General features: G+C 72.4%; 22 protein-coding genes. 4 read left to right on the plus strand and 18 right to left on the minus strand.

What is annotated here, in order from left to right; genetic code table 11:
- Nucleotides 1-31: 31 nt before the first annotated feature.
- The 8 genes from ASC54_RS01105 to ASC54_RS01140 all read right to left on the minus strand — a co-directional run bounded on the left by ASC54_RS01105 (nucleotide 32) and on the right by ASC54_RS01140 (nucleotide 9,322).
- Complete coding sequence (locus tag ASC54_RS01105; protein WP_055858333.1) at nucleotides 32-1,126, minus strand: ABC transporter substrate-binding protein; 1,095 nt, start codon at nucleotides 1,124-1,126, stop codon at nucleotides 32-34.
- A gap of 134 nt (nucleotides 1,127-1,260) precedes the next feature.
- Entirely contained in the window at nucleotides 1,261-2,250 is a 990-nt protein-coding gene (locus ASC54_RS01110; RefSeq protein ID WP_055896136.1) for an MBL fold metallo-hydrolase, read from the minus strand.
- Between the two features lie 29 nt (nucleotides 2,251-2,279).
- Nucleotides 2,280-3,425: an acetyl-CoA acetyltransferase gene (locus ASC54_RS01115; protein WP_055858328.1), complete on the minus strand. Its 1,146-nt coding sequence runs from the start codon at nucleotides 3,423-3,425 to the stop codon at nucleotides 2,280-2,282.
- Nucleotides 3,422-3,841 carry a Zn-ribbon domain-containing OB-fold protein gene (locus ASC54_RS01120; protein ID WP_055858325.1) on the minus strand — a complete coding sequence of 140 codons (420 nt, stop codon included), beginning with the start codon at nucleotides 3,839-3,841 and terminating at the stop codon, nucleotides 3,422-3,424. The genes ASC54_RS01115 and ASC54_RS01120 overlap by 4 nt, the downstream gene beginning before the upstream one ends.
- On the minus strand, nucleotides 3,838-4,932 hold the full coding sequence (locus ASC54_RS01125) for a tartrate dehydrogenase (protein ID WP_082514771.1): 1,095 nt from the start codon (nucleotides 4,930-4,932) through the stop codon (nucleotides 3,838-3,840). Before ASC54_RS01125 ends, ASC54_RS01120 begins: the two co-directional genes overlap by 4 nt.
- Nucleotides 4,929-5,900, minus strand: coding sequence for a cyclase family protein (locus tag ASC54_RS01130; protein WP_055896139.1), 972 nt, complete (start codon nucleotides 5,898-5,900; stop codon nucleotides 4,929-4,931). Before ASC54_RS01130 ends, ASC54_RS01125 begins: the two co-directional genes overlap by 4 nt.
- 80 nt (nucleotides 5,901-5,980) lie before the next feature.
- A complete protein-coding gene (locus ASC54_RS01135) occupies nucleotides 5,981-7,573 on the minus strand; it encodes an ATP-dependent acyl-CoA ligase (RefSeq protein WP_055896141.1) in 1,593 nt (530 codons plus the stop codon).
- 57 nt (nucleotides 7,574-7,630) lie between these two features.
- Nucleotides 7,631-9,322 (minus strand): thiamine pyrophosphate-binding protein, encoded by a 1,692-nt coding sequence (locus ASC54_RS01140; protein WP_055896144.1) that lies wholly within the window; start codon nucleotides 9,320-9,322, stop codon nucleotides 7,631-7,633.
- Nucleotides 9,323-9,486: 164 nt separating this feature from the next.
- On the opposite strand from ASC54_RS01140, the gene ASC54_RS01145 reads away from it, so the two are divergent.
- Nucleotides 9,487-10,263: an IclR family transcriptional regulator gene (locus ASC54_RS01145; RefSeq protein WP_055858313.1), complete on the plus strand. Its 777-nt coding sequence runs from the start codon at nucleotides 9,487-9,489 to the stop codon at nucleotides 10,261-10,263.
- Nucleotides 10,264-10,282: 19 nt separating this feature from the next.
- Here the strand turns inward: ASC54_RS01145 and ASC54_RS01150 are convergent, their stop codons facing one another.
- Genes ASC54_RS01150 through ASC54_RS01165 form a run of 4 tightly spaced genes read right to left on the minus strand, consistent with a single transcriptional unit; the run spans nucleotide 10,283 to nucleotide 14,023 of the window.
- The gene (locus ASC54_RS01150; protein WP_055896146.1) at nucleotides 10,283-11,092 is read right to left on the minus strand and encodes a polysaccharide deacetylase family protein; all 810 of its coding nucleotides are present in this window, start codon (nucleotides 11,090-11,092) and stop codon (nucleotides 10,283-10,285) included.
- Nucleotides 11,089-12,159, minus strand: coding sequence for an amidohydrolase family protein (locus ASC54_RS01155; protein ID WP_055896147.1), 1,071 nt, complete (start codon nucleotides 12,157-12,159; stop codon nucleotides 11,089-11,091). The genes ASC54_RS01150 and ASC54_RS01155 overlap by 4 nt, the downstream gene beginning before the upstream one ends.
- Nucleotides 12,141-13,310, minus strand: coding sequence for a CaiB/BaiF CoA-transferase family protein (locus ASC54_RS01160; protein WP_055896149.1), 1,170 nt, complete (start codon nucleotides 13,308-13,310; stop codon nucleotides 12,141-12,143). The genes ASC54_RS01155 and ASC54_RS01160 overlap by 19 nt, the downstream gene beginning before the upstream one ends.
- Complete coding sequence (locus tag ASC54_RS01165; RefSeq protein ID WP_055858301.1) at nucleotides 13,307-14,023, minus strand: FadR/GntR family transcriptional regulator; 717 nt, start codon at nucleotides 14,021-14,023, stop codon at nucleotides 13,307-13,309. The genes ASC54_RS01160 and ASC54_RS01165 overlap by 4 nt, the downstream gene beginning before the upstream one ends.
- Before the next feature lie 92 nt (nucleotides 14,024-14,115).
- On the opposite strand from ASC54_RS01165, the gene ASC54_RS01170 reads away from it, so the two are divergent.
- Nucleotides 14,116-14,949, plus strand: a complete 834-nt coding sequence (locus ASC54_RS01170) for a fumarylacetoacetate hydrolase family protein (protein WP_055858298.1) — start codon at nucleotides 14,116-14,118, stop codon at nucleotides 14,947-14,949.
- A 7-nt stretch (nucleotides 14,950-14,956) separates the two neighbouring features.
- Nucleotides 14,957-15,883, plus strand: a complete 927-nt coding sequence (locus ASC54_RS01175) for an AEC family transporter (protein ID WP_055896151.1) — start codon at nucleotides 14,957-14,959, stop codon at nucleotides 15,881-15,883.
- A gap of 48 nt (nucleotides 15,884-15,931) precedes the next feature.
- Here ASC54_RS01175 and ASC54_RS01180 read toward each other — a convergent pair whose 3' ends face one another.
- The 6 genes from ASC54_RS01180 to ASC54_RS01205 all read right to left on the minus strand — a co-directional run bounded on the left by ASC54_RS01180 (nucleotide 15,932) and on the right by ASC54_RS01205 (nucleotide 22,594).
- Nucleotides 15,932-16,741 (minus strand): SGNH/GDSL hydrolase family protein, encoded by an 810-nt coding sequence (locus ASC54_RS01180; protein WP_255357360.1) that lies wholly within the window; start codon nucleotides 16,739-16,741, stop codon nucleotides 15,932-15,934.
- On the minus strand, nucleotides 16,738-17,430 hold the full coding sequence (locus ASC54_RS01185; RefSeq protein ID WP_055858292.1) for an SGNH/GDSL hydrolase family protein: 693 nt from the start codon (nucleotides 17,428-17,430) through the stop codon (nucleotides 16,738-16,740). Before ASC54_RS01185 ends, ASC54_RS01180 begins: the two co-directional genes overlap by 4 nt.
- Nucleotides 17,431-17,447: 17 nt before the next feature.
- A complete protein-coding gene (locus tag ASC54_RS01190) occupies nucleotides 17,448-18,503 on the minus strand; it encodes an aspartate-semialdehyde dehydrogenase (protein WP_055858289.1) in 1,056 nt (351 codons plus the stop codon).
- A 2-nt stretch (nucleotides 18,504-18,505) separates the two neighbouring features.
- Nucleotides 18,506-19,771: an aspartate kinase gene (locus ASC54_RS01195; protein ID WP_055858286.1), complete on the minus strand. Its 1,266-nt coding sequence runs from the start codon at nucleotides 19,769-19,771 to the stop codon at nucleotides 18,506-18,508.
- 174 nt (nucleotides 19,772-19,945) lie between these two features.
- Complete coding sequence (recR, locus tag ASC54_RS01200) at nucleotides 19,946-20,545, minus strand: recombination mediator RecR (RefSeq protein WP_055858284.1); 600 nt, start codon at nucleotides 20,543-20,545, stop codon at nucleotides 19,946-19,948.
- Nucleotides 20,546-20,548: 3 nt separating this feature from the next.
- Nucleotides 20,549-22,594, minus strand: a complete 2,046-nt coding sequence (locus tag ASC54_RS01205) for a DNA polymerase III subunit gamma and tau (protein WP_055896153.1) — start codon at nucleotides 22,592-22,594, stop codon at nucleotides 20,549-20,551.
- A gap of 102 nt (nucleotides 22,595-22,696) precedes the next feature.
- Here ASC54_RS01205 and ASC54_RS01210 point away from each other — a divergent pair, with 102 nt between their 5' ends.
- Nucleotides 22,697-23,344, plus strand: coding sequence for an SDR family oxidoreductase (locus ASC54_RS01210; RefSeq protein WP_055896156.1), 648 nt, complete (start codon nucleotides 22,697-22,699; stop codon nucleotides 23,342-23,344).
- Nucleotides 23,345-23,354: the final 10 nt, after the last annotated feature.

The raw sequence follows: 23,354 nt of genomic DNA on the forward strand, positions 1-23,354 counted from the left end.
TTCTCGTCGTTGAGGGTCGGAGAGCTCGGTACTACTGGTTCTGGAGCTCGTAGTTCGCGGCGTCCTCCTCGACGCGCTCACGATCGAAGTCGTTCGCGGCGTCGATGAAGTCGTCGTTGAGGACGTCCTCGGCGTTCACGGCCTGGTAGTCGGCGGAGGTCGACTGGATCAGGTCGAGGAAGGCCTGGGTGCCCTCGACGTCGTGCGCACCGATGCGCTCGATGTCGGCCGGCGGCACCTGCTCGAGCGACAGCTCGAAGCGGAGGTCGCCCTGCGAGATGCCGTCGGCGTTCTGCTCGAACGCGGCGGGGATGGCTCCTCGCATCATGTCACGGCAGGCCTCCTCGTTCTGCAGGCAGAAGTAGATGCCCATCGCGGTTCCCGTGGCGAAGCGCTGGAAGGCCTCGGGCTTCTCGGCGACCCGGGCGGGGGTCGAGATGATGCCGCGGGCGGGGAAGGTGTTGTAGATCGACGGCGTGAGGTCGTTGAGGTACACGCCCGCCGTCTGCACGGCGAAGATGTCGTTGTACGCGGTGGAGTACGCGTCGACCGAGCCGTTCTCGAGGGCCGCGAGGGTCTCGGGGCCGCCGTCGCCGATCGGGACGAACGTCACCTCGGTCAGCGGGTCGATGCCGGCCTCGCGCAGCGCCGCCTCGAGGAAGGCGACCTCGCCGCCGCCCGGCTCCGAGATACCGATGTTGGTGCCCTTGAGGTCGGCGATCTCCGTGATCGGCCCGTCCTTCGGCGCGAAGATGCCGAAGATCGCGCCGCTGGAGTACGTGAACACGTTCACGACCTCGAGGCCGACGAGGGCCGCCTCGCCGAAGGCGGGGGCGGAAGGGTTGCCGGCGTCGAGGTTGCCGGCGATGACCTGCTCCATGGCGTCGCCCGAGCCGCCCGTTCCGACGAACTCGACGTCGAGCCCGAGCTCGTCGTAGTAGCCCAGGGTGTCGGCGGCGAGCCAGCCCCACCACTCGGCGGTGTAGGTGTCCTCGGAGGCCATGCCCATCGTGAACTCGTAGCGCTCCTCGCCGTCCTCACCGGGCTCGGCCGCCGGGGCGGCGCACGCCGTGAGGGTGAGGGCCGCGATCGCGCTCAGCGCGGCGAACTTCAGCTGCGTCTTCATGCTCGAATCTCCTTTGAATCGGTGCATCGGGGTGGTGCGGGTGTTCCTGCAGTTCGGGGGCGCGGGGATCATCAGCGGTCTCCGCGTCTACTGCTCAATGTGTCAGGGCAGTAGGGCAATGTCAAGACAGTGTCTTACTTTTTCTGCGTCGTGTCGGATTCGCCCTTCGACGGCGGGGAGACGGGTGCGGAGATCTCCACCTCGGCACCCGCGGTCATCAGGGCGAACGCCTCCGGCATGCGCTCCGCGACCGCGCGCTGGGCGCGGAACCCGCTGCAGTGCATGGGCGAGACGAGTCGCAGGCCCCGCTCGATGAGGCCGTCGACCGTGCGATCGATCTTCTGCTGCGTGATGCCGGCGTGGCCGAGATGGAACCCGCCCATCACGCCGTGCAGCGGCGCGTCCGGCGCGAGCGAGGAGGCGTGGTCGAGCGAGCTCAGCACGCCCGAGTGCCCGCACGGGTCGAGGACGATGAGCCCCACCCCCGTGACGTTGATCACGAGCGTCAGGTAGTCCTCCAGCGGGTCGGCGTGCACGTGACCGTCGCGCACGCTGAACCGACCGGCCGGGACCTCGTGCTCGAAGTCGACCGAGATCGGGATCTCGCCGCTCGTCATGACGCCCGGCGCGAGGTCGAGCGGCTCGCGCACCTTCACGAGCGCCGCCCCCGCCTCCTCGAGCTCGCGCTCGGTGAGGCCGCGGTTGAAGTACTGGATCATGAGGTCGGGCCGCCGGATCGACCGGGGATGGAAGGCGCTCGGGTGCACGACGAGCGGCACGCGGCGACCGATCGCCCCGAGCGCCGCGTAGATGCCCCCGAAATGATCGGGATGCCCGTGGCTGAGCACCACCTGGTCGATCTCGTCCCAGTCGAGGCCGAGCACCGTCGCGTTGTGGATGATCGGGATCCCGCTCATGCCCGCGTCGAACAGGATCGTCGTCGTCCGGCCCGCAGTCGTCGCGCGGATCAGGAACGCGATGCCGTTCTCGGCGAGCGGGGTGCCCCGCCGCGGCAGGAAGTGCTCGGCCATCCCCTGCCGGCGGATGCCCGGCGAGTTCTGCATGAGCATGTCGATGTAGTTGTCGACGAGCACCGTGATGCTCACGTGGTCGGCTGACTGCATGTCTGACTCCGGTCTCTGACGCGAGGGGGCTAGGCGGGGGGCTGGTTCGAGAGGACGGCGGTGGCGTGCGCGGCGAGCGTGAGGCCCATGCCGTGGACGAGCGAGAGCCGGGCATCCGGCACCTGTCGTCGGCCGGCCGCGCCGCGCAGCTGCTGCACCGCCTCGATGATCAGGAACATGCCGAGCATGCCGGGGTGCACGTGCGAGAGGCCCGCGCCGTTGGTGTTGAGCGCGAGCTCACCCCCGGGGGCGACGCGGCCGCCCTCGACGAAGGCGCCGCCCTCGCCCTTGGCGCAGAAGCCGAGATCCTCCAGCAGCACGAGCAGGCTGATCGTGAAGGCGTCGTAGACGTGCACGGTGTCGATCTCGCCGAGCGTCACGCCCGCCATCTCGAGCGCGCGCGCCGAGCTGCGCGAGGCCTCGGTCGATGTGAGGTCGGGCATCTGCGAGAAGTTGCGGTGGTTCTGCGCCTCCCCCGTGCCGAGCAGGTAGACAGGGTCGGATCTCAGGTCGCGCGCGCGCTCGGCCGAGACGAGCACGACGGCGCCGCCGCCGTCGGTGACGAGGCAGCAGTCGAGCTTGTGCAGGGGGCTCGCGATGACGGGCGAGCTCACGACCTCGTCGATCGTGAGCGGCGCCGGGTACGGGGCGTCGTCGGTCAGCAGCGACCATGCGCGCGCGGCGACGGCGAGCTCGGCGAGCTGCTCGCTCGTCGTGCCGTACTGCGCCATGTGGCGGTTCGCGACCATGCCGAACGCGCCGATGGGGTGGATGAGCCCGTACGGCGCCTCGTACGGCGACGACTCGGCCATGCTCACGAGCTTCCCGGCGTCGCTGCGCTGGGTGCTGCCGTACGCGACCACGGCGACCTCGCACAGCCCCGCCTGGATGGCCGCGGCCGCGTGCCCGAGGTGCGCGACGAACGAGGCGCCGCCGATCGCGGTGGTGTCGACGAAGCGCGGATGGATGCCGAGGTACTCGCTGAGGGTGAGCGAGGGGAAGGCGTAGTACGACGACGAGGTGAAGACGCCGTCGACGTCGGCGAGCGTGAGCCCGGCGTCGGCGAGCGCACGCGTCACCGAGACGGCCATGAGGCCGACGGGCGAGCGCCCCTCCGTGCGGAAGGTGTCGACCTGCGCGGCGCCGACGATGGCAGCGGTGCCCCGGATGCTCACGAGTCCTCCCCCGCGCGCCGGAAGCGCAGCACCGTGAGGCGCTCGTCGATGTCGTCGAACCACGCCTCGACGCTCTGCCCGACCGCGACCGACTCCGGGTCGACGCCCGGCAGGTCGGCCATGACGCGGAACCCCTCGTCGAGGTCGACGAGGACGAGCGTGTACGGCACGCGATCGGCGAGCAGCGGATGCCCGGCGCGATGCTGCGTCGTGAACGAGTGGATGCTCCCGCGCCCCGACGAGACGCGATCCTCGAGCGACTCCGAGCCGCAGCCCGGGCAGACCGTCCGCAGCGGGAAGATCACGGAGTCGCAGTCGGCGCAGCCCTGGTAGGTGACCTCGTGCGCGCGCAGGCGCTCGTAGTAGCGGGCCTCCTCACCCCGCGGAGTGATCGGCGGGACGGCGGTTCCGGTCATGAGCGGGCTCCGTTCTGCGGGGCGCTGTCGCGGATGCGGTCGAGCACGGCCGCGGTCACGTCGGCGGTCGTCGCGCTGCCGCCGAGGTCGGCGGTGCGCGGGCCGCCCTCGCCGAGCACGCCGCGCACGGCCTCCATGATCGTCGCCGCGGCGGCGGTCTCGCCGAGGTGGTCGAGCATCATCGATGCCGACCAGATCTGGCCGATGGGGTTCGCGATGCCGCGCCCGGCGATGTCGGGCGCCGAGCCGTGCACGGGTTCGAACATGCCGGGGACGTCGGCGTCGGGGTTGATGTTGGCTGAGGGCGCCATGCCCATGCTTCCGACGATGACCGCGCCGATGTCGGTGAGGATGTCGCCGAACAGGTTCGAGCCGACGACGACGTCGAGGTCGTGCGGGTGGCTCACGAAGCGGGCGGCGAGGGCGTCGACGTGCATGAGCCGGCCCTCGACGCCCGGGTGCTCGGCCATGACCTCGTGGAAGACCTCGTCCCAGAAGGTCATCGAGTGGATGATGCCGTTCGACTTCGTCGCCGAGGTCAGGCGGCCCGAGCGCTTCTCCGCGGCGCGCGCGGCGTACTCGATGATGCGCTTCGTGCCGCGCTTGGAGAACACGGCCTCCTGCACGGCGATCTCCTCCGGGGTGCCGGGGCGGAAGCGCCCGCCGACCTCGGAGTACTCGCCCTCGCTGTTCTCGCGCACGACGAGGATGTCGATGCCGCGGCTCGTGTCGCGCAGCGGGCTCTCGACACCGGGCAGCAGCAGCGCGGGGCGGACGTTCGCGTACAGGTCGAACGCGCGGCGGATGGGGATGAGCAGCCCCCACAGCGAGACGTGGTCGGGCAGCGACGGGTCGCCGACCGCGCCGAGCAGGATGGCGTCGTGCTCGCGCAGCTGGTCGGTGCCGTCCTCCGGCATCATCCGGCCGTGCTCGTGATGGTAGGCGCAGCTCCAGGGAAGCTCGCGCCACCCGACCGCGAAGCCGTGCTGGGCGGCGACGGCCTCGACGACCTCGAGGGCGGGCGGCATGACCTCATGGCCGATGCCGTCGCCCGGGAGGACGGCGATCGAGTAGCGCGAGCCGCTGCTCACTTGATCGCCATGGGGTTCACGGGCGAGCCGACCGCGCGCGTGAAGGTCATGGGCGGCGCGCAGAAGAAGAAGTCGTACTGGCCGTCCTCGGCGCAGTCGTCGGCGAGCGCCTCGAAGTCGAAGATCTCGCCGATCCACAGGCCCATCCCGACGATGAACACGCAGTGCAGCGGCTGGAAGACGTCGGGCGTCTGGTTCGGCAGCACCTCCATGCCCCACGTGTCGACGGCGAGACCGGCGATGTCGCGGCCGTGGATGAACGGGATCGACTCGAGCCCCATCCCCGGCGCGGGTCCGCCCGCGTAGTCGCCCCACTTGCCCTTGCGCTCGCCCGTCATGCCCGTGCGGACCATGAGGAAGTCGCCGGCGCCGACCGTGACGCCGTGCATCTTCTCGGCCGCCTCGAGGTCCTCCGCCGTGATGGCGTAGCCGGGCTCGAGCGCGTCGACGCCCTTGAGCCGCGCGATGTCGAGCAGCACACCGCGGCCGGCCATGCTGGCGGCGGCGACGCCGACGGCGCCGACCTTGGCGCCCTTGCTCGTGACCTGCTCGGGGCCGAACCCGTTGTACATGTGGCCGTCGAAGAAGATGTGCGCGAGGGCGTCCCACTGGGTCGACGACTGCAGCGCCATGATGATGATGTCGTCGGTGCCGCGCAGGTGGCGGTCGTTGCCCTGGTAGAACTCGTCGACGACGGTGCCCATCGAGATGTCGCCGCCGTCGCGGAACATGAGGTGGATGGGGTTGAAGCGCCCGCCGAATCCGCCGCTCACCTGGGGCCCGCTCGCGTCCATCGGCAGGGCCATCGAGATGGTCTTGCCCGAGCGGATGCAGGCCGCGGCGGCCGCGACGCGCTCGGGGGTGAGGTGGTTGAGCGTGCCCCGATCGTCGTCGTCGCCCCAGCGCCCCCAGTTGGAGTACTGCTTCACGAGCTCGCGCACGGTCTCGACATTCGGCGTCGTTGCCATCGTGTCCTTCTCTCTATCCGGTGATCGGTGGTGCAGTCGGCGATTCGGGCCCTCAGGGGTAGCGGGGCGGATGCTCGGCGCTAGCCGCGCGCGCCCGCCTTGGTCGATCGCGCGCCGGCGTCGTAGCGGGAGCCGGCGCCGTAGTCGCCCGAGCGCAGGCGGTGCTTCTCGATCTTGGCCGTCGGGGTCTTCGGCAGGGCCTCGACGAGCTCGACGTAGCGGGGCACCTTGAAGGCGGCGAGCTGCTCGTCGCACCACGCGACGATCGCGGCCGGGTCGACGGTGCGGCCGTCGCGGGCGACGACGAAGACGCAGAGCTCCTCGTCGGTGAGCTCGCTCGGCACACCGATGACGGCGGACTCCTGCACGTCGGGGTGGGTGTTGACGATCATCTCGACCTCGAGGGAGGAGACGTTCTCGCCGCGGCGGCGCACGATGTCCTTCTTGCGGTCGACGAAGTAGAAGTAGCCGTCCTCCGCCTGCCACGCGCTGTCGCCCGTGTAGAGCCAGCCGTCGCGGAGCGCCTCGGCGGTCTTCTCGGGCTCGCGGAAGTAGCCGAGCATCATGGCCGGGTTGCGCAGCACGAGCTCGCCGATCTCGCCGCGGGGCAGCTCCTGCCCGTCGAGCCCGACGATTCGGGCCTCGGTCGCGGGGACGGACGGGTCGGGGTGCGAGCGCGGCACGCCCATCGAGTCCGGGTGGCGGGGCTCGTCGATCGGCTCGAGCAGGCCGTAGGTCGTCTCGCTCATGCCGAAGCCCGAGACGCACGCGAGCCCGAAGCGGCGCTCGACCTCGGTGCGCACGTCGTGCGGGAGCGCGGGCACTCCGTAGGCGACGCGCACGCGGTGATCGCGGTCATCCGGGCCCGGCTCCTTCTTCGACAGGATGACCGTCATCGCGCCGATGAAGTTGAACACCGTGACGTCGTGCTTGCGGACGTCCGGCCAGAAGCGGCTCGCGCTGAAGCGCGGCGCGAGCACCATGGCTCCCTCGGCGCCGATCGCGCCCATCGTCGAGTAGGCCTGCGAGTTGATGTGGAAGAGGGGCAGGCACGCGTAGATGCGGTCGCCGCGCTCCATCCTCATCCAGTGCGGGTAGGCCTGGCCGGTGAGCACGTAGTTGCGGTGCGGCTGCATGACGCCCTTGGGCCGGCCGGTCGTGCCGGAGGTGTAGATGAGCGAGATGAGGTCGTCGCCGACGAGGTCGACCGACGGCGCCACCGCGCGCATCTCGGCCGCGCTCGTGAGGAAGTCGTCGTAGCCCTCGGCGGCGCCGATCGTGAATGTCGAGTGCAGGCTCGGCGAGGCGTCCTCGATGCGGCGGAAGAGCTCGGCGTGCTGCGGGTCGATGAGGGCGAACCGCGCCTCGGAGTGCTCGACCAGGTACTGCGCCTCGGCGAACTTGAAGCCCGTGTTGATGGCCACGAGCACGGCGCCGATCTTCGCCAGCCCGAGCCAGGCGTGGAGGAAGGCGGGCGAGTTGTCGGCCATGAAGGCGACCCGGTCGCCCTTGCGCACCCCGACGTTGTGCCAGAACGCGGCGGCGCGGTCGACGTGCGCGTTGAACTGCTCGTAGGTCTCGACCTCGTCCTCCCAGAACAGGTAGGGCGCGTCGGCGTTGCGCTCGACGGCGCTCTCGAGGAACGAGCGGACGGTGAGGCGGCTGAGATCCATGCGAGTCTTCCTGGTCTGCGTCGGTGCTGGGGCGTCGGGGGCGGGCCGGCGGCGGGGTCAGGCCCCGGCGCGCTGCGCCGAGCCCTTCGGCGCGACGGCCTCGATGTCGGAGACCACGTCGATGAGGACGGGGCCGTCGATCTCGGTGGCGCGCGCGAGCGCGGGCTCGAGATCCTGCGGGCGGGTGACGCGGATCCCCGTGACGCCGAGCGACTCGGCGACGCGAGCCAGGTCGATGTCCTGGAAGTGCCAGAGCTCGTGGTGGCGGCCGTTCAGGCTGCCGCCGTAGGCGACGGTGTACGGGTTGATCTCCTGATTGAGCGAGCGGTTGTCGTTGACGACGACCGTGAGCGGCACGTTCCAGCGCGCCGCGGTCTCGAGCTCGGAGAGGTGGTAGAACAGCCCGCCATCGCCGGTGAAGACGACGACCTGCAGGTCGGGGCGCGCGATCTGGGCGCCGATGCCGGCGGGCAGGCCCCAGCCGAGCGATCCGGCCGCGCGCAGGAAGCCCTGGTTCGGCTTCGCGAGGTCGAGGTGCGCGGCCGTCCACATGCCGGCGTGGCCGGTGTCGCTCACGACGAGCGCGTTGTCGGGCAGCAGGTGGCCGAGGTCGCGCGCGAGGCGCTCGGGGCGCATGGGCGCGGCGTCCGAATCCTCGAGCTCGGCGACGCTCGCGCGCCAGCGCGCGCCGAGCTCGGCGGCGCGGTCGCGCCACGAGGCGAGGCGGGCGGCGTCGACGTCGCCGAGCGCCTCGAGCAGGGCGAGCACGCCGAGCCTGGCGTCGGCGACGACGGGCGTCGTGCGCGGGTAGTGGCGCCCGAGCTCCTTCGGCTCGATGTCGATGTGCACGACGGCCGTGCTCGGCGCTGGCACCTGCCAGGTGAGCGTCACCTGGCTGCCGGTCTGACTGCCGATGTAGACGACGAGGTCGGCCTCGAGGATGATCTGGTTCGCGCTCGCGCGGGCGTACAGGCCCGGGATCCCGATCGCGAGCGGGTGGTCGGCCGGGACGGTGTCCTTGCCGTTGAGCGAGGTCGCGAGAGGGGCGCCGAGGCGCTCGGCGAGCGCGACGACCTCGGGGCCGGCCCCGGACATCCGCACGCCGCCCCCGGAGAGGATGACCGGTCTCTCGGCGGCGCGGATGGCGGCCGCGGCCGCCTGGATCGCGCCGGGCTCGGGGGCGATGCGGAAGGCGGGGGTGCGGCGAGCGCCGGGCGTCGGCAGCTCGACGTCGAAGGACTGGTTCTCGATCGTGTCGCCCGTGTGGCCGGCGAGCTCGAGGTGTACGGGGCCGGGCTTGCCGGTCGTCGCGTCGCGGAGGGCCTGGTCGAGCTGGTCGGGCAGGCGGCTCACGTCCAAGACCTGGCGGCTCGAGCGCGTGACGGGCTTGAAGAGCGGGAAGTCCTCGATCTCCTGGTAGTAGTTGCGGCCGCGGCTCCACTCGTAGGGCCCGCCGGTGAGCGCGAGCACGGGCGAGCTGCCGAGGTAGGCGTCGCGGAGCCCGGCGGCGAGGTTCGCGGCGCCGATGTTCTGCGCCATGCAGACGCCGGGCTTGCCGGTCGCGCGCGCGTAGCCGTCGGCCATGTAGGCGGCGGCCTTCTCGCCGTGGGTGACGATGCGCTTGATGGAGGTCTCTCGCTCCATCGTCACGAGGGTGGCGCTGAGGGACGTGGGCACGAGGAACACGGCCTCGACCTCCCACGCGTCGAGAGAGCGCGAGAGGTACTCGGCGCCGGTCATGCGCGTCATGATGACTCCTTCGTCGTCACGACCTCGGAGCCCGGCGCGCTCGCGCGGCCCGATCCCCAGCTGGCCTACTTGTCTTGTATGTCAAGACGATGTCTTGTTATGTTCGCGCGACTCGGGGGTCATGTCAAGTCGCGCCGGGGCGGCGCGCCGTTACGATGGCCCCCATGGAGTCCGGCGCCACCGCATCGCAGAAATCCGGGATGCTCGACCGGGCCGTCACGCTCCTCGAGCTCATCGCCACCCACGCCGACGGGATCGGGGTGCGCGAGGCCGCCCGCCAGACCGGCATCGACCGCAGCGCGGTCAGCCGGATCCTCACCCGATTCGAGGAGCTCGGCTACGCGCAGCAGGAGCGCGAGCGCGGCATGTACGCCGCCGGCCCCCGACTGTTCTCGATCGTCGCCGCCCTCGCCGAGCGCGACTCCCTCGCCAAGGCCGCCGAGCCGCTGCTGAAGAAGCTCGTCGCCCGCTTCAACGAGACCTGCTACGCCGTCGCGCGCGTCGACGACACTCTCGTCTACCGCGCGAAGGTCGACTGCGACAACACCATCCGCTACGTCATCGAGCTCGGCAAGGCGTTCCCGCTCGTGAGCGGTGCTTCGGGCATGGCGATCCTCACCGGGATGACGCCGGAGGAGCGCGAGGCGATCATGCGCCGCCCGCTCGTCGCGCACACCGAGAACAGCCTCACCGACCCGGAGGAGCTGCGAGCGCAGGTCGAGCACGATCTCGAGGTCGGCTACTCGTACAGCCCGGGCCGCTGGGTGCCGAACGGCGGCGGTGTCGCCGCCCCCTTCTTCGACGCCTCCGGCCGCTGCGCCGGCGCGATCACGCTCTCGAGCCCCATGGACCGCATGCGCCGCCTCGACATCGCCGAGGTCGGCGCCGCAGTGCGCGAGGCCGCGCGACTCATGAGCGAGCGGCTCGGCCTCCTGGGCTGAGCCGCCGCACCGAGACGGATCACCCCGCGCGCTCGACCTCGTCCGCGCGGGCGAACCGATCGGCGAGGTCAGCGCGCGTCACGATCTCGTGGCCGAGGCCGCGGGCGTGCCCGATGATGCGCGCGAGCGCGAGCAGCCCCGCGGGGCGGCACCCGACATGGGCGTGGAGCGTGACGTCGACGTGGCCCCGGCCGCCGGAGGCGTCGAGCGCCTCGGCCGCGAAGGCGTAGGCGTCGACGAGCGCACGGGTCGGCTGGCCGTAGCGGACGGTCATGGGCAGATCGTTGATCTCCATGCCGAAGGGCAGCGCGACGATCGGGCCCGACTCGGTGAGGCGCCAGTACGGCGTCTCGGCGTCGAACACGTCGCCGTGCCACGTGTAGCCGGCTGCGGCGAGCAGGCGCGAGGTCGCGGCGCTCGGTGTGCAGCGCGGGCTGATCCAGCCGACCGGGCGCGCGCCCGCGATCTGCTCGATCGCCGTCGTGCAGCGCGCGATCTCCTCGGCCTCCGCCGCGGGGTCGATGAGCGCGGGGATGCGGTTCTGCGCCCAGTTGTGCCCGGCGAGCTCGTGGCCCGCGCGCGTGATCGCGCGCAGTGCATCCGGCGCCGTCTCGGTCAGGATGCCGCTCGCATAGAAGGTCGCCAGGACGCCCTCGCGCGCGAGCAGCTCGAGCGCCGACCAGACGCCCGTCCGCCAGCCGTAGTCGGCCCACGAGATCGCCTGGTGGTCGACCGCGCCGCCGGGCAGCGGGTTGCCCATGGGTCCCAGGCCCGGGGCGACGCCCGGATCCCACTGCTCGAACATGATGTTGACGACGAGAGCGCTCATGCGGGCTCCTTCTGGGTCGCGGGCGGGGACGCGGCAGACGTCGGGGCGGACGGCGGGGCCGGGGCGAGCCGCGAGGCGAGCCGGTCGTGCAGGATGCCCCGGGCATCCGCCGCATGATCGGCGACGAGCGCCACGGGCCGCGCGAGATCGGTCGGGTCGACGAACGGGAAGTCGCTGCCGAACACGATCGAACCCTCGGGCAGTACCTCGCGCGCGAGGCGCAGGGTCTCGGGCGAGCAGTTCGCCGAGTCGAACAGCAGCCGCTCGAGCGCGCCGCCGGAGTGGTCGGGGGTGCCGAGGTGCTCGGCCTCGAGGCGCCAGCGCCAGCGCAGCCGGTGCAGCAGGAAGGGCAGCGTGCCGCCGAGATGCGGGATCACCCACTGCAGCCCGGGGTGCCGCTCGGCGAGGCCCGAGGCGATGAGGCGCACGGCCGCGATCGTGTCCTCGAAGGGGGCGCCGATCGCCCACTCCATGCCGTGGTCGGCGAGCGCGCCGGGCGCGCAGAAGCCGTCGGGGTGCGCGAGCACGAGCGTCGACGCGCCGTCGGCGCCACCCTCGGCCATCGCGGCGTAGACGCTCTCGAATCGCGCGTCGTCGATGGGCGCGGTGTCGATGTGGGTCGGGATGCTGTACCCCGAGAACCCCGGAAGACCCCGGGCTCGCCTCGCCTCCGTCGCCGACTCGGCGATGTGCGGAAGAGGCAGCGAGGCGAGCAGACCGAAGCGGTCGGGAGCCCGCTCGACCACGGCCGAGCATCCGTCGTTGAAGGCCGTGACGAGACGCGCCCGCATGCCGGGGTCGGGGTGCCACACGGTGAGCGAGGCGAAGCTCAGCAGCTGCTTCTCGATGCCGGCGTCGTCCAGGAGGCGGAGGCGCTCGTCGAGCGCGCCGAGGAAGGTCGGCACCGCCGTGATGATGCGGTGCGCGAGGAAGGCGCGCGCGATGTCGCCGGCGCGGCCCTCCTGCGCGGCGACCTCGCGCACGACGGCGACGTACTCGGGCGGGTAGAAGTGGGCGTGGACGTCGATCGCCCGCGGGGAGGCGCCGCTCACGTCGTCGCCAGCCATTCCCGCACGGCGTCGTCGTGCTGCCCGAGCGTGGGCGGCGCGACGTGGGCGCGCCGCGTGCGCTCCTCCCCCTCGAGGTCGAAGAACCGTAGCGGCGGGCCGGGCAGCTCGATCGGCCCGAGCGTCGGGTGGTCGACCTCGACGACGAGGCCCTGCGCGCGCGTCTGCGGCCAGGCGTAGACCTCGTCGAGCGTGCGCACGACTCCGGCGGGGATGCCGGCGGCCTCGAGCTGCGCGAGCACCTCGGCGCTCGACCGCTCGGCGAAGGCGGCCTCGATCGTCGCGATGAGCGCGGCCCGGTTGGCGACGCGCTCGGGGTTCGTGGCGAGCCCCGGCGTCGCGGGGTCGAGGTCGATCGCCCGGCACAGCGCCTGCCACAGCGGCTCGCTGCCGACGGCGATCTGGACGGGCCCGTCGGCCGTGCGGAAGAGCCCGTAGGGCGCGATCGACGGATGGTGGTTGCCCTGCGCGCGGCCGACCTCGCCCGCGACGGTGTAGCGCGTGCCCTGGAAGGCGTGGACTCCGACGATCGCGGCGAGCAGGCTCGTGCGCACGACCTGGCCGCGGCCGGTCTCGTCGCGCTCGCGCAGTGCGGCGAGGACGCCGTACGCCCCGTACATGCCGGCGAGCAGGTCGCCGATCGGCACGCCCACGCGCTGCGGGTCGTCGGGGCTCGGGCCGGTGAGCGACATGAGGCCCGCCTCGCCCTGGGCGATCTGGTCGTAGCCGGCGCGTCCGCCCTCGGGGCCGTCGTGGCCGAAGCCCGTGATCGAGAGCACGACGAGCCGCGCGTTGAGCGCGCTGAGCTCGTCGTCGCCGAGACCCAGGCGGGCCATGACGCCGGGGCGGAAGTTCTCGACGAGCACGTCGGCGCGGGCGATGAGCGCGCGCAGGGCATCCGCACCCTCCGCGCTCTTGAGGTCGAGAGCGATCGACTCCTTGTTGCGGTTGCACGAGAGGAAGTAGGTCGACTCGCGCGCGTCCTCCGGCCCGACGAAGGGCGGACCCCAGGCGCGGGTATCGTCGCCCGTGCCCGGCGACTCGACCTTGATGACGCGCGCGCCGAGGTCGCCGAGCATCATGGCGGCGTGCGGGCCGGCGAGCGCGCGGCTCAGATCGACGACGAGGAGGCCGCCGAGCGGGCCCGTCATGAGCGTGCGCCGTCGTCCGCGCCGGCCGCGGCCTCCGCGCGGTGGGCCTCGATGGCGCGGGATGCCCGCTCGAGGTCGCGCGATTCGATCGCGTCGACGAGCTCTCGATGCACCGCGAGCCGGTGCTCGCGGTAGGCGCTCGAGTCGTCGCCGCTGTCGGTCGCCGTCGCACGCTCGGCGTGCTCGTCGATGAGCTGGAGCATCGCGAGGTACATCGCGCGCAGCATCGCGTTGGGCGTGATCGCCGCGATGAGCTCGTGCAGGTGCCAGATCGCGCGGATGAACGCGTCGTGGTCGTCGATCGCCGCCTCGATCGCGGCGACGCCCGTGCGCAGGGCGCGCACGTGGGCGGCGGTGCGGGCGCGCGTCGCGTCGAGGATCAGCAGCGGCTCCAGGCTCTCGCGGATGGCGATCGCGTCGGCGAGCGTCGTCGCCTCGCCGTGCACGCTCAGCAGGGTGTGGCGCAGGCGCACCACGGGGCCGGTGCGGGCGACGAAGACCCCGCCGCCGCGGCCGGGGCGGATCTCGATCTGCCCGCGGTCGACGAGCAGGCGCAGCGCCTCGCTCACGGTCGCGCGGGCGAACCCGGATCGCGCCCGCCACTCGTCGATCGTGCCGACGGGATCGCCGGGGGCGAGCCGCGCGTCGACGATGTGGCGCTCGATCGTCGTCGCGAGCGACTGCGCTCGCGTCGCCGGGGCTTCGGTGACCATGGCGGTCACGGTATCAGCGGCGCCTCGCCCGCGCTAGATAAACCTGTTAACCCTTGCTATGTTTTCCGCACCAGCATCGGTGAGGAGCGAGCATGCGGATCGTCGGAGTCATCACCTCGGAGGGCGAGCGCATCGTCGCCGTCAGGGAGGGCGCGCAGCTCGTGCCCGTCGCGGGCGTCGCCGAGTTCTGGAAGGATCCGCGGGCGGCGCTCGCGCGGTCGCTGGATCGCCAGCGGAGCATCCCCGCCGACGGGGCGCGCCTCGCCCACCCCGTCCCCGACGGGGCGCGCGTGCTGTGCCTGGGCCTCAACTACGTGGCGCACGCCGCCGAGGGCAGCTTCGAGCCGCCGACGAAGCCCGTCATCTTCGGCCGGTGGACGGCCTCGCTCGTGCCCGAGGGCACGCCCGTGCCGGTGCCCGTGGACGAGGCGGGGCTGGACTGGGAGGGCGAGATCGCCGCCGTCATCGCCGTGCCGATGCACCTCGTCGACGCGGACACCGCGCGCGCGGGCATCCTCGGCTACGCCCCGTTCAACGACCTCTCGGCGCGCCGCGCTCAGAGGCTCACCGCCCAGTGGACGCTCGGGAAGAACGCCGACGCCTCCGGCCCCATGGGCGACCTCGTCACCTCCGACGAGGTCGGCGACCTGCGCGACGGCCTGCGCGTCCGCACGATCGTGAACGGCGAGACGATGCAGGACGGCAATACTCGAGACATGATCTTCGAGGTCGGCGAGGTGCTCGCGCTCGTGAGCCGCACCATGACGCTCAACCCGGGCGACCTCATCGTCACGGGCACGCCCGACGGCGTCGGCTACGTGCGGACTCCCCCGGTGCTGCTCGGCCCCGGCGACACCGTGACGATCGACATCGAGCGCATCGGCTCCGTGACGACGCCCGTCGTCGCGCATCCCTCCGCGAACTGACCCGCGCATGATCGGCGTGCTCACCGGCTTCGCCGTCATCGCCGCGATCATCGGCCTCGGCTGGGTCATCGCCCGCGTCGACCTGCTGGGCCCCGGCGCCGACCGCGTGCTCTCGCGCCTGGCGTTCTTCGTCCTCACGCCCCTGCTGCTGCTCACCGTGCTGTCGGAGGCCGACGTGAGCCGGCTCTTCTCCTCGCTCATCCCGATCTCGGCGATCGCCGCGGTCTCGTGCTTCCTCATCGCGACGGTGATCGCGCGGTTCGTCTGGCGGCGCGGCGTGCCCGAGACGACGATCGCCGCCCTCGCCTCCGGCTACGTGAACGCCAACAACATCGGTCTGCCGATCGCGATCTTCGTGCTCGGCGACGCGGCGCTCGCGGCGCCCGTGATCCTGCTGAACCTGACCGTGTTCGCCCCCATCGCGCTCGCGGTGCTCGACGTGAGCACGAGCGGGCGCGCCTCGATCGGGCGCGTCCTGCTGCAGCCGGTGCGCAACCCGATCATCGTCGCCTCGCTCCTCGGCGTCCTGATCGCGGTCATGGGCTGGCGCCTGCCCGAGGTCGTGCTCGAGCCCGTGCACCTCGTGGGCGGCGCCGCGGTGCCGATCATCCTGCTGCTGTTCGGCATGTCGCTACACGGTGTGCGCGTGCTCGCCCCTGGCACGGGCCGCCGCGACGCGCTGCTCGCGACCGCGCTCAAGGTCGTCGTGATGCCGACGATCGCGTGGCTCGTCGGCTGGCTCGTGTTCGGCCTGTCGGGGATGCCGCTCTTCACGGTCGTCGTCTTCGCGGCCCTGCCGAGCGCCCAGCACGTCTTCAGCTGGGCGCACCGCTTCGACCGGCACGTCGCCGTCGCGCGCGACGCCGTCCTGCTGTCGACGGTCGGCGCAGTGCCGGCGCTGCTCGTCATCGCGGCGACCCTCGCGCCGCGATGACGCTCGTCGCGCTGACGTTCGCCGCGCTCGCGCTCGCCGCGCCTGCCGCTAGATCGAGGCCGGCAGCTCGACCGGCAGCAGCGTGGGCCGCTTCGGCGTGCGCCCGTCGCCCGACGAGCGGCCGGTGAGGCGCCGGCCGATCCACGGCAGCACGTACTGCCGCCAGTACTCAGCCGTGCGGGGGCGCGCGATGTCGGGCGCACCGGCCTCGGACGGGGCGTGCGCGGCCGCCGGAACCTCGACCCCGAGCCCCGCGAGCACGGTGCCGGCGACGCGGGCGTGGCCGAGGGCGTTGAGGTGGAGGCGATCGACCGACCAGAACCTCAGGTCGGTGAGCACGGAATCCCCCCAGTTGTCGATGTAGGCGATGCCGGTTCCGGCGAGCCGGTCGCGCACCGCTTCGGCGAGCTCGTCGCCGCGCGCCCTGATGAGCGGGCCGAGCGGGAGGTGCCGGGTCGGGTCGGCCCCGCTGACGATCGCGACGCGGATGTCCGCGGCCGTCGCCTCGCCGGCCGCGGCCACGAGGCGGTCGGCCGTCGATGCCACCGACACCCGCGGTCGCATGATGTCGTTGCCGCCGCCGTTGATCGTGAGCAGCGCGGGGCGGAGGGCGATCGCGGGCGGCAGCTGCTCGGAGAGGATGGGCCCGAGCAGCCGGCCGCGGATGGCGAGGTTGGCGTAGCCGAACGGCGTCGCCGCAGCCCCGCCGGTCGCTCCGTCCGCCTGCGCGGCCGCGTGCGCCGCGGCGAGCCCGAGCGCGACGAGATCGGCCCAACCGCGCGGGGTGCCGTCGGGCAGCTCGTCGCCCATGCCCTCGCTGAAGCTGTCGCCGATCGCGGCGTAGCTGCCGACGATCACAGGCCCAGCTTCGTCAGCTCGGCGTCCATCCGCTCGGCCATCGCCGCGTAGCCCTCGTCGTTCGGGTGCAGACCGTCGGCGGCCATCCAGTCGGGTCGGCCCTCGATCCAGCGCGAGGCGCCGGCGATGTAGTCGGCGCCGATGCGCTCGGCCTGCTCGCGCTGCCAGCCGCTGATGATCTCGACCGACTCAGGCCGGACGTCGGTGTACCAGAACGGCTCGACGACGATGAACCGCGCCTCGGGCAGCCCGGCGACGAGGCGGTCGAGGTCGGCGATCATCGCCTCGCGGATCCCCTCGCCCACCCGGTCGTAGTCGAAGTTGTCGTTGAGCCCCATCGTGACGACGACGATGTCGGGCCTCTGCTCGATGATCATCGAGGGCAGGTCGCCGTCGCCGACGAACGGGCGGTTGCGCACGTAGCCGAGACCGTTGACGCTCGGGTTGAACTCGCGCCAGCCGCGGTCGACGGCGATGATCGACGACCAGCGCTTCGACGGGTCGGAGGCCCCGGTGCCGAGCGTGTACGAGTCGCCGTAGAAGGCGACGAGCGGGCCGTCGCCGTCGCTGTCGGGGGATGCGGGCGCGCCGGACGGTCCGGCGGCGCACCCGACGAGGGCGGAGGTCGCGATCGCGGCGAGGGCCGCGAGCAGTGCGCGTCGCGCGCCGGCTGCAGGGGTCGTGGGCATCCCTCGACGGTACCGGTCTAGGCTGCGGTCTTCCTCGCGGCGACGAGCTCGGCGAGCTGCACGGCGTTGAGCGCCGCGCCCTTGCGCAGGTTGTCGTTGCTGATGAACAGCGCGAGCCCGCGACCGCCGGGCACGCCCTCATCGGTGCGGATGCGCCCCACCAGGCTCGGGTCGGCGCCGGCCGCATCGAGCGGGGTCGGGACGTCCATGAGCTGGACGCCCGGCGCGTCGGCGAGCAGCTCGCGCGCGCGCTCGGGGGTGATCGGGCGCTCGAACTCGGCGTTGATCGCGAGGGAGTGGCCGGTGAAGACGGGCACGCGCACGCAGAGGCCGCTCACGAGCAGGTCGGGCAGCTCGAGGATCTTGCGGCTCTCGTTGCGCAGCTTCTTCTCCTCGTCCGTCTCGCCGAGGCCGTCGTCGACGAAGCTGCCGGCCTGCGGGATGACGTTGAAGGCGATGCTCTTGGGGAACTTCTCCGCGGCCGGGTACTGGACGGCGCCGCCGTCGTGCACGAGCTGCATCGCGTCCTGGCCGACGACCGCGGTCGCCTGCTCGAGGAGCTCCTCGCCGCCGGCCAGCCCCGCGCCCGAGACGGCCTGGTAGGTGCTGACGATGAGTCGCCGCAGGCCCGCCTCGGCATCGAGCACCTTGAGAACGGGCATCGCGGCCATCGTCGTGCAGTTGGGGTTCGCGATGATACCGAGCTCGGCCTCGTCGATCGCGTGCGGGTTGACCTCGCTCACCACGAGCGGCACCTGCGGGTCCATGCGCCAGCCGGAGGAGTTGTCGATGACCGTGACTCCGGCGGCCGCGAAGCGGGGCGCCTGCGCCTTGCTCGTCGTGGCGCCGGCGGAGAAGATCGCGATGTCCAGGCCCGTGGGGTCGGCCGTCGCGGCGTCCTCGACCACGACATCCCGATCGCCGAAGGGGATGACGGTGCCGGCGCTGCGGGCGCTCGCGAAGAAGCGGATCTCCTCGACGGGGAACTCGCGCTCGAGGAGGAGCCGGCGCACGACGGCGCCGACCTGGCCGGTGGCGCCGACGACGCCGATGCGGATGCCCGTGGTGCTCATCGCTATCGCCCCGTTCCCGCGTAGACGGTCGCGTCGGTGTCGCCGTCGAGCCCGAAGGCGGTGTGCACGACCCGCACGGCGTGGTTGAGGATGTCGGCCCGCGTCACGACCGAGATGCGGATCTCGGAGGTGGAGATCATCTCGATGTTGATGCCCGCGTCCTTCAGCGCCGTGAAGAGCTGGGCGCTGACGCCGGCGTTGGTGCGCATGCCGCCGCCGACGACCGAGAGCTTGCCGATCTGGTCGTCGTACTGCAGCGACTCGAAGCCGACCGGGATCTGCTCGCCGCGCAGGGCGGTGAGAACCTTCTCGCCGTCGGACTTCGGGAGGGTGAAGGAGATGTCGGTGCGGCCGGTGGAGGCGGCCGAGACGTTCTGCACGATCATGTCGATGTTCGCGCCGGTCTTGGCGACGATCGTGAAGATGTCGGCGGCCTTGCCGGGGGTGTCGGGAACGCCGACGACCGTGATCTTCGCCTCGCTGAGATCGCCCGCGACGCCGGTGATGATCGGTTCTTCCACTTCTTCTCCCTCGATCGGGCTGATGACCCACGTTCCCTCGTCGTGCGTGAACGAGGAGCGGACGTGCATGGTGACGCCGTGGCGGCGCGCGAACTCGACGGCGCGGATGTGCAGGACCTTCGCGCCGCTCGCGGCGAGCTCCAGCATCTCCTCCGCGGTCACGCGGTCGATCTTGCGCGCCTTCGTGACGATGCGCGGGTCGGCGGTGAAGACCCCGTCGACGTCGGTGTAGATCTCGCAGACGTCGGCGTCCAGGGCCGCGGCCAGTGCGACGGCGGTCGTGTCGGAGCCGCCGCGGCCGAGCGTCGTGATGTCGCGGCTGTCGCGGTTGAAGCCCTGGAAGCCGGCGACGATCGCGATCGCGCCCTGGTCGAGCGCCTCGCGGACGCGGACGGGGGTGACGTCGACGATGCGGGCGGCGCCGTGCTGGGCATCCGTGATCATGCCCGCCTGGCTGCCCGTGAACGACAGCGCCTCGATGCCCATGCTCTTGATGGCCATCGCGAGGAGCGCCATCGAGATGCGCTCGCCCGTCGTGAGCAGCATGTCGAGCTCGCGCGGGTCGGGCAGAGGGCTGACCTCGTGGGCGAGGTCGAGCAGCTCGTCGGTCGTGTCGCCCATGGCGCTCACGGCGACGACGACGTCGTTGCCGGCCTTGCGCGTGGCGACGATCCGCTTGGCGACGCGCTTGATGCTCTCGGCGTCGGAGACGGAGGATCCGCCGAACTTCTGCACGATGAGGCTCACGGCGGAACTCCTGTGGCTGTGGGGGCTGGGTGCGCGTCCGCTCGCCGCGCCCGGTGGGGCGCGGGTGACTGGTGCTGCAGTGACTTCGCGGGGGTGACCGCCCTCGTCGGCCGGACGCACGGCACGACGGCGGCGGCGGGCCTTGGGTCGATTGTAGCCGGGTCGCGCGCCGCCTCAGCGCTCGACGGTGCGGCGGCCCTCGAAGGCCCGGCCGAGGGTGACCTCGTCGGCGTACTCGAGGTCGCCGCCGACGGGCAGACCGCTCGCCAGCCGCGAGACGGTGAGGTTCGGCTGAACGAGCAGGCGCGTGAGGTAGGTCGCCGTGGCCTCGCCCTCGAGGTTCGGGTCGGTCGCGATGATGACCTCGGTGACGGTGCCGTCGCTCAGCCGCCCGAGCAGCTGGGCGATGCGGAGGTCGTCGGGCCCGATGCCGTCGATGGGGCTGATCGCACCGCCGAGCACGTGGTAGAGCCCGCGGAACTCGCGCGTGCGCTCGATCGCGACGACGTCCTTCGCCTCCTCGACGACGCAGATCGTGGTGGGGCTGCGTCGAGGGTCGCGGCAGATCGAGCAGGTCTCCTGCTCGGCGACGTTGCCGCAGATCTGGCAGAACCGCACCTTCTCGCGGAGGTCGGTGAGCAGCTGCGCGAGACGGCTGACGTCGAAGCTCTCGGTCTGCAGGATGTGGAAGGCGATGCGCTGGGCCGACTTCGGCCCGATTCCGGGAAGCCGCCCGAACTCGTCGATCAGGTCTTGGATGATGCCGTCGTACACGGGCTAGTCGTCCTCTCGCGGGGGCGGGGTGAGGCTGACGGCGGGCGCGATCATTTCTTCGCCGATGAAGCGGGCGCCGAGCACCTCGCGCACGACCGCCTCGCCGTAGCGCTGTCGGCCCGCAGCCTCGGCCGGGTGGATGGGCGGAGGCGGAGGCGAGGGCAGATCGTCGGCCGGCTCGTCGTCGGCCGGCGGCGCGTCGGCGTCGTCGAGCGCGGGGGGCTCGTCGTCGGCCACGGACCCGTCCGGCACGGGAGTCGCCGCTCCCGGGATGGGGACGACGTTCCAGCCGGTCACGGGGGCCGCGGTCGGAGCGGGCGCCGGGGTCCGAGCGGGGGCCGCGGCCGGAGCGGGCGCCGGGTCGGGGTCGGCGGGCGGCGCGCTCTCGCTCGGCGCGGGCGCCGATGCGGCGGACGGGGCCGGGCGCGGGGCGCCGCCGAGGCGCACCTTGAGCTTCACGCGCACGCCGAGGTGGTGCTGGATCGCGCTGCGGACGTGCTCGCTGATGCTGTCGGCCGGGCTCGTGCGCTCCTTGAAGCGGTTCGCGTCGCTCTCGGAGGTGAAGGCGAGCGTGAGCACGTCGCCGTCCTCCAGCTCGACGGGCTCGGCGAGGTAGACGACCGTCCAGGCGCTCATCCTCTCGGCCTGGATGCGCTCGAGCACGGCGGGCCAGGCGGCGCGGACGGCGTCGAGCGTGAGGGGGCCGGCGGGCGCAGCAGGCGCATCCTCGGCAGGGGCCGGGTTCTCGACCGCCGCCGGCGCGGGTGCCGGGGGCTCCGCCGGGGCGAGTTCGGCGGGGCCGGGGGAGGCTGTCGGCGTCGGCGTCGGCGCGGACGCTGACGCGGCGGGTCCCGCTGCCGGCGCGGACGCTGCCGCGGCGGGTCCCGCTGCCGGAACCGCGACCCGAGCACGCGGCGCGGCGGCGCTCGGCGCGGCGGCTCCGCCGGGCGAGGCCGTGACGAGCACGCGCGCCATCATGAGCTCGAGATGGAGGCGCGGCGACGTGGCCCCCGTCATCTCCGTGAGGGCGCGATTGACGACATCCGCCGCCTTCGACAGGTCGGCGGGCGCGAAGAGCGCGGCGTGCTCGTGCATCCGGGCGAGATCGTCGGCGGGGATGCCCCGCAGCACGTCGCCCGCATCGCCGGCGGTGGCCTGCACGACGATGAGGTCGCGCAGCCGCTCGAGGAGGTCGTCGACGAAGCGGCGCGGGTCCTGTCCGGTCTGGATGACGCGGTCGATCGCGTGGAAGGCGGCGTTGGCGTCGCGGGCCGCGATCGCGGAGACGACCTCGTCGAGGAGCGAGCCGTGCGTGTAGCCGAGCAGGGCGACGGCGCGCTCGTAGGTCACGGTGTCGTCGTCGCTGCCGGCGATGAGCTGATCGAGGAGGGAGAGCGTGTCGCGGACGGAACCGCCGCCCGCCCGGACCACGAGCGGGAGTACGCCCGGCGCGATCGTCACGCCCTCGCTCGCGGAGAGCTCGGCGACGTAGTCCAGCAGCTGCGCGGGCGGCACCAGCCGGAAGGGGTAGTGGTGCGTGCGCGACCGGATGGTGCCGATGACCTTCTCGGGCTCGGTCGTCGCGAAGATGAACTTGATGTGCTCCGGCGGCTCCTCGACGATCTTGAGCAGCGCGTTGAAGCCGCCCGAGGTGACCATGTGCGCCTCGTCGATGATGAAGATCTTGTAGCGGTCGCGGGCGGGGGCGAACACGGCGCGCTCGCGCAGGTCGCGGGCGTCGTCGACGCCTCCGTGGCTCGCGGCGTCGATCTCGACGACGTCGAGCGAGCCGCCACCGGCGCGCGACAGCTCGACGCAGCTCGGGCAGACGCCGCACGGAGTGTCGGTCGGGCCCTCGGCGCAGTTGAGGCAGCGAGCGAGGATGCGGGCCGAGGTGGTCTTGCCGCAGCCGCGCGGGCCGCTGAAGAGATAGGCGTGGTTCACCCGGTCGCTGCGCAGAGCGGCGCGCAGCGGATCGGTCACGTGAGACTGGCCGATCAGCTCGGCGAAGGTCTCGGGCCGATAGCGGCGGTAGAGGGCGGTGGCCACCCGATCAGCGTAGTCGCCACCACCGACCCTCCGGCCCCGGGGGATGCCCCGGGGGATGCCCCGTGGAGGCGGCACCCAGGGCGGCGTGGTCGGGTGGAGGGCATGCGTATCGCCATCGCCGGAGGACACGGCCAGATCGCCCGCCAGCTCTCGACCCTGCTCGCCCAGGGCGGGCACGACCCCGTCGCGCTCATCCGCAACGCCGACCAGGAGGCCGACGTCGTCGCCGCCGGAGCCACCCCGCTCGTCATCGACCTCGAGCACTGCGACGACTCCGAGCTCGCCGAGGGCCTGACCGGCTGCGACGCGGTCGTGTTCGCCGCCGGCTCGGGCCCGGGCAGCACCCCCGAGCGCAAGCTCAGCGTCGACCGCGACGGGGCGATACTGCTCGCCGACGCTGCGGTTCAGGCGGGCATCCGTCGCTACGTCCTTCTCTCGTCGCGCGGGGCCGACACGTACGACGCCGACTCCGACGACATCTTCCAGATCTACCTGCGCGCCAAGAGCGAGGCCGACGCGGCCGTGCGCGGCAACGACCAGCTCGACTGGACGATCGTGCGGCCCGGGTCGCTCACCGACGACTCCCCCACCGGGAAGGTGCGAACGGGCGCCGAGGTCGAGGGGAGCATCCCCCGCGGCGACGTCGCCGCCCTCATCGCGACACTCCTCGCGACGGGCGCGGGCGTCGGGAAGCAGTTCGAGGTCGTCAGCGGCGAGATGCCGATCGCCGAGGCGGTCGCGGCGCTGTAGCGACGAGGCC

This window comes from Yonghaparkia sp. Root332 (genome assembly GCF_001425665.1).
GTDB lineage: Bacteria > Actinomycetota > Actinomycetes > Actinomycetales > Microbacteriaceae > Microcella.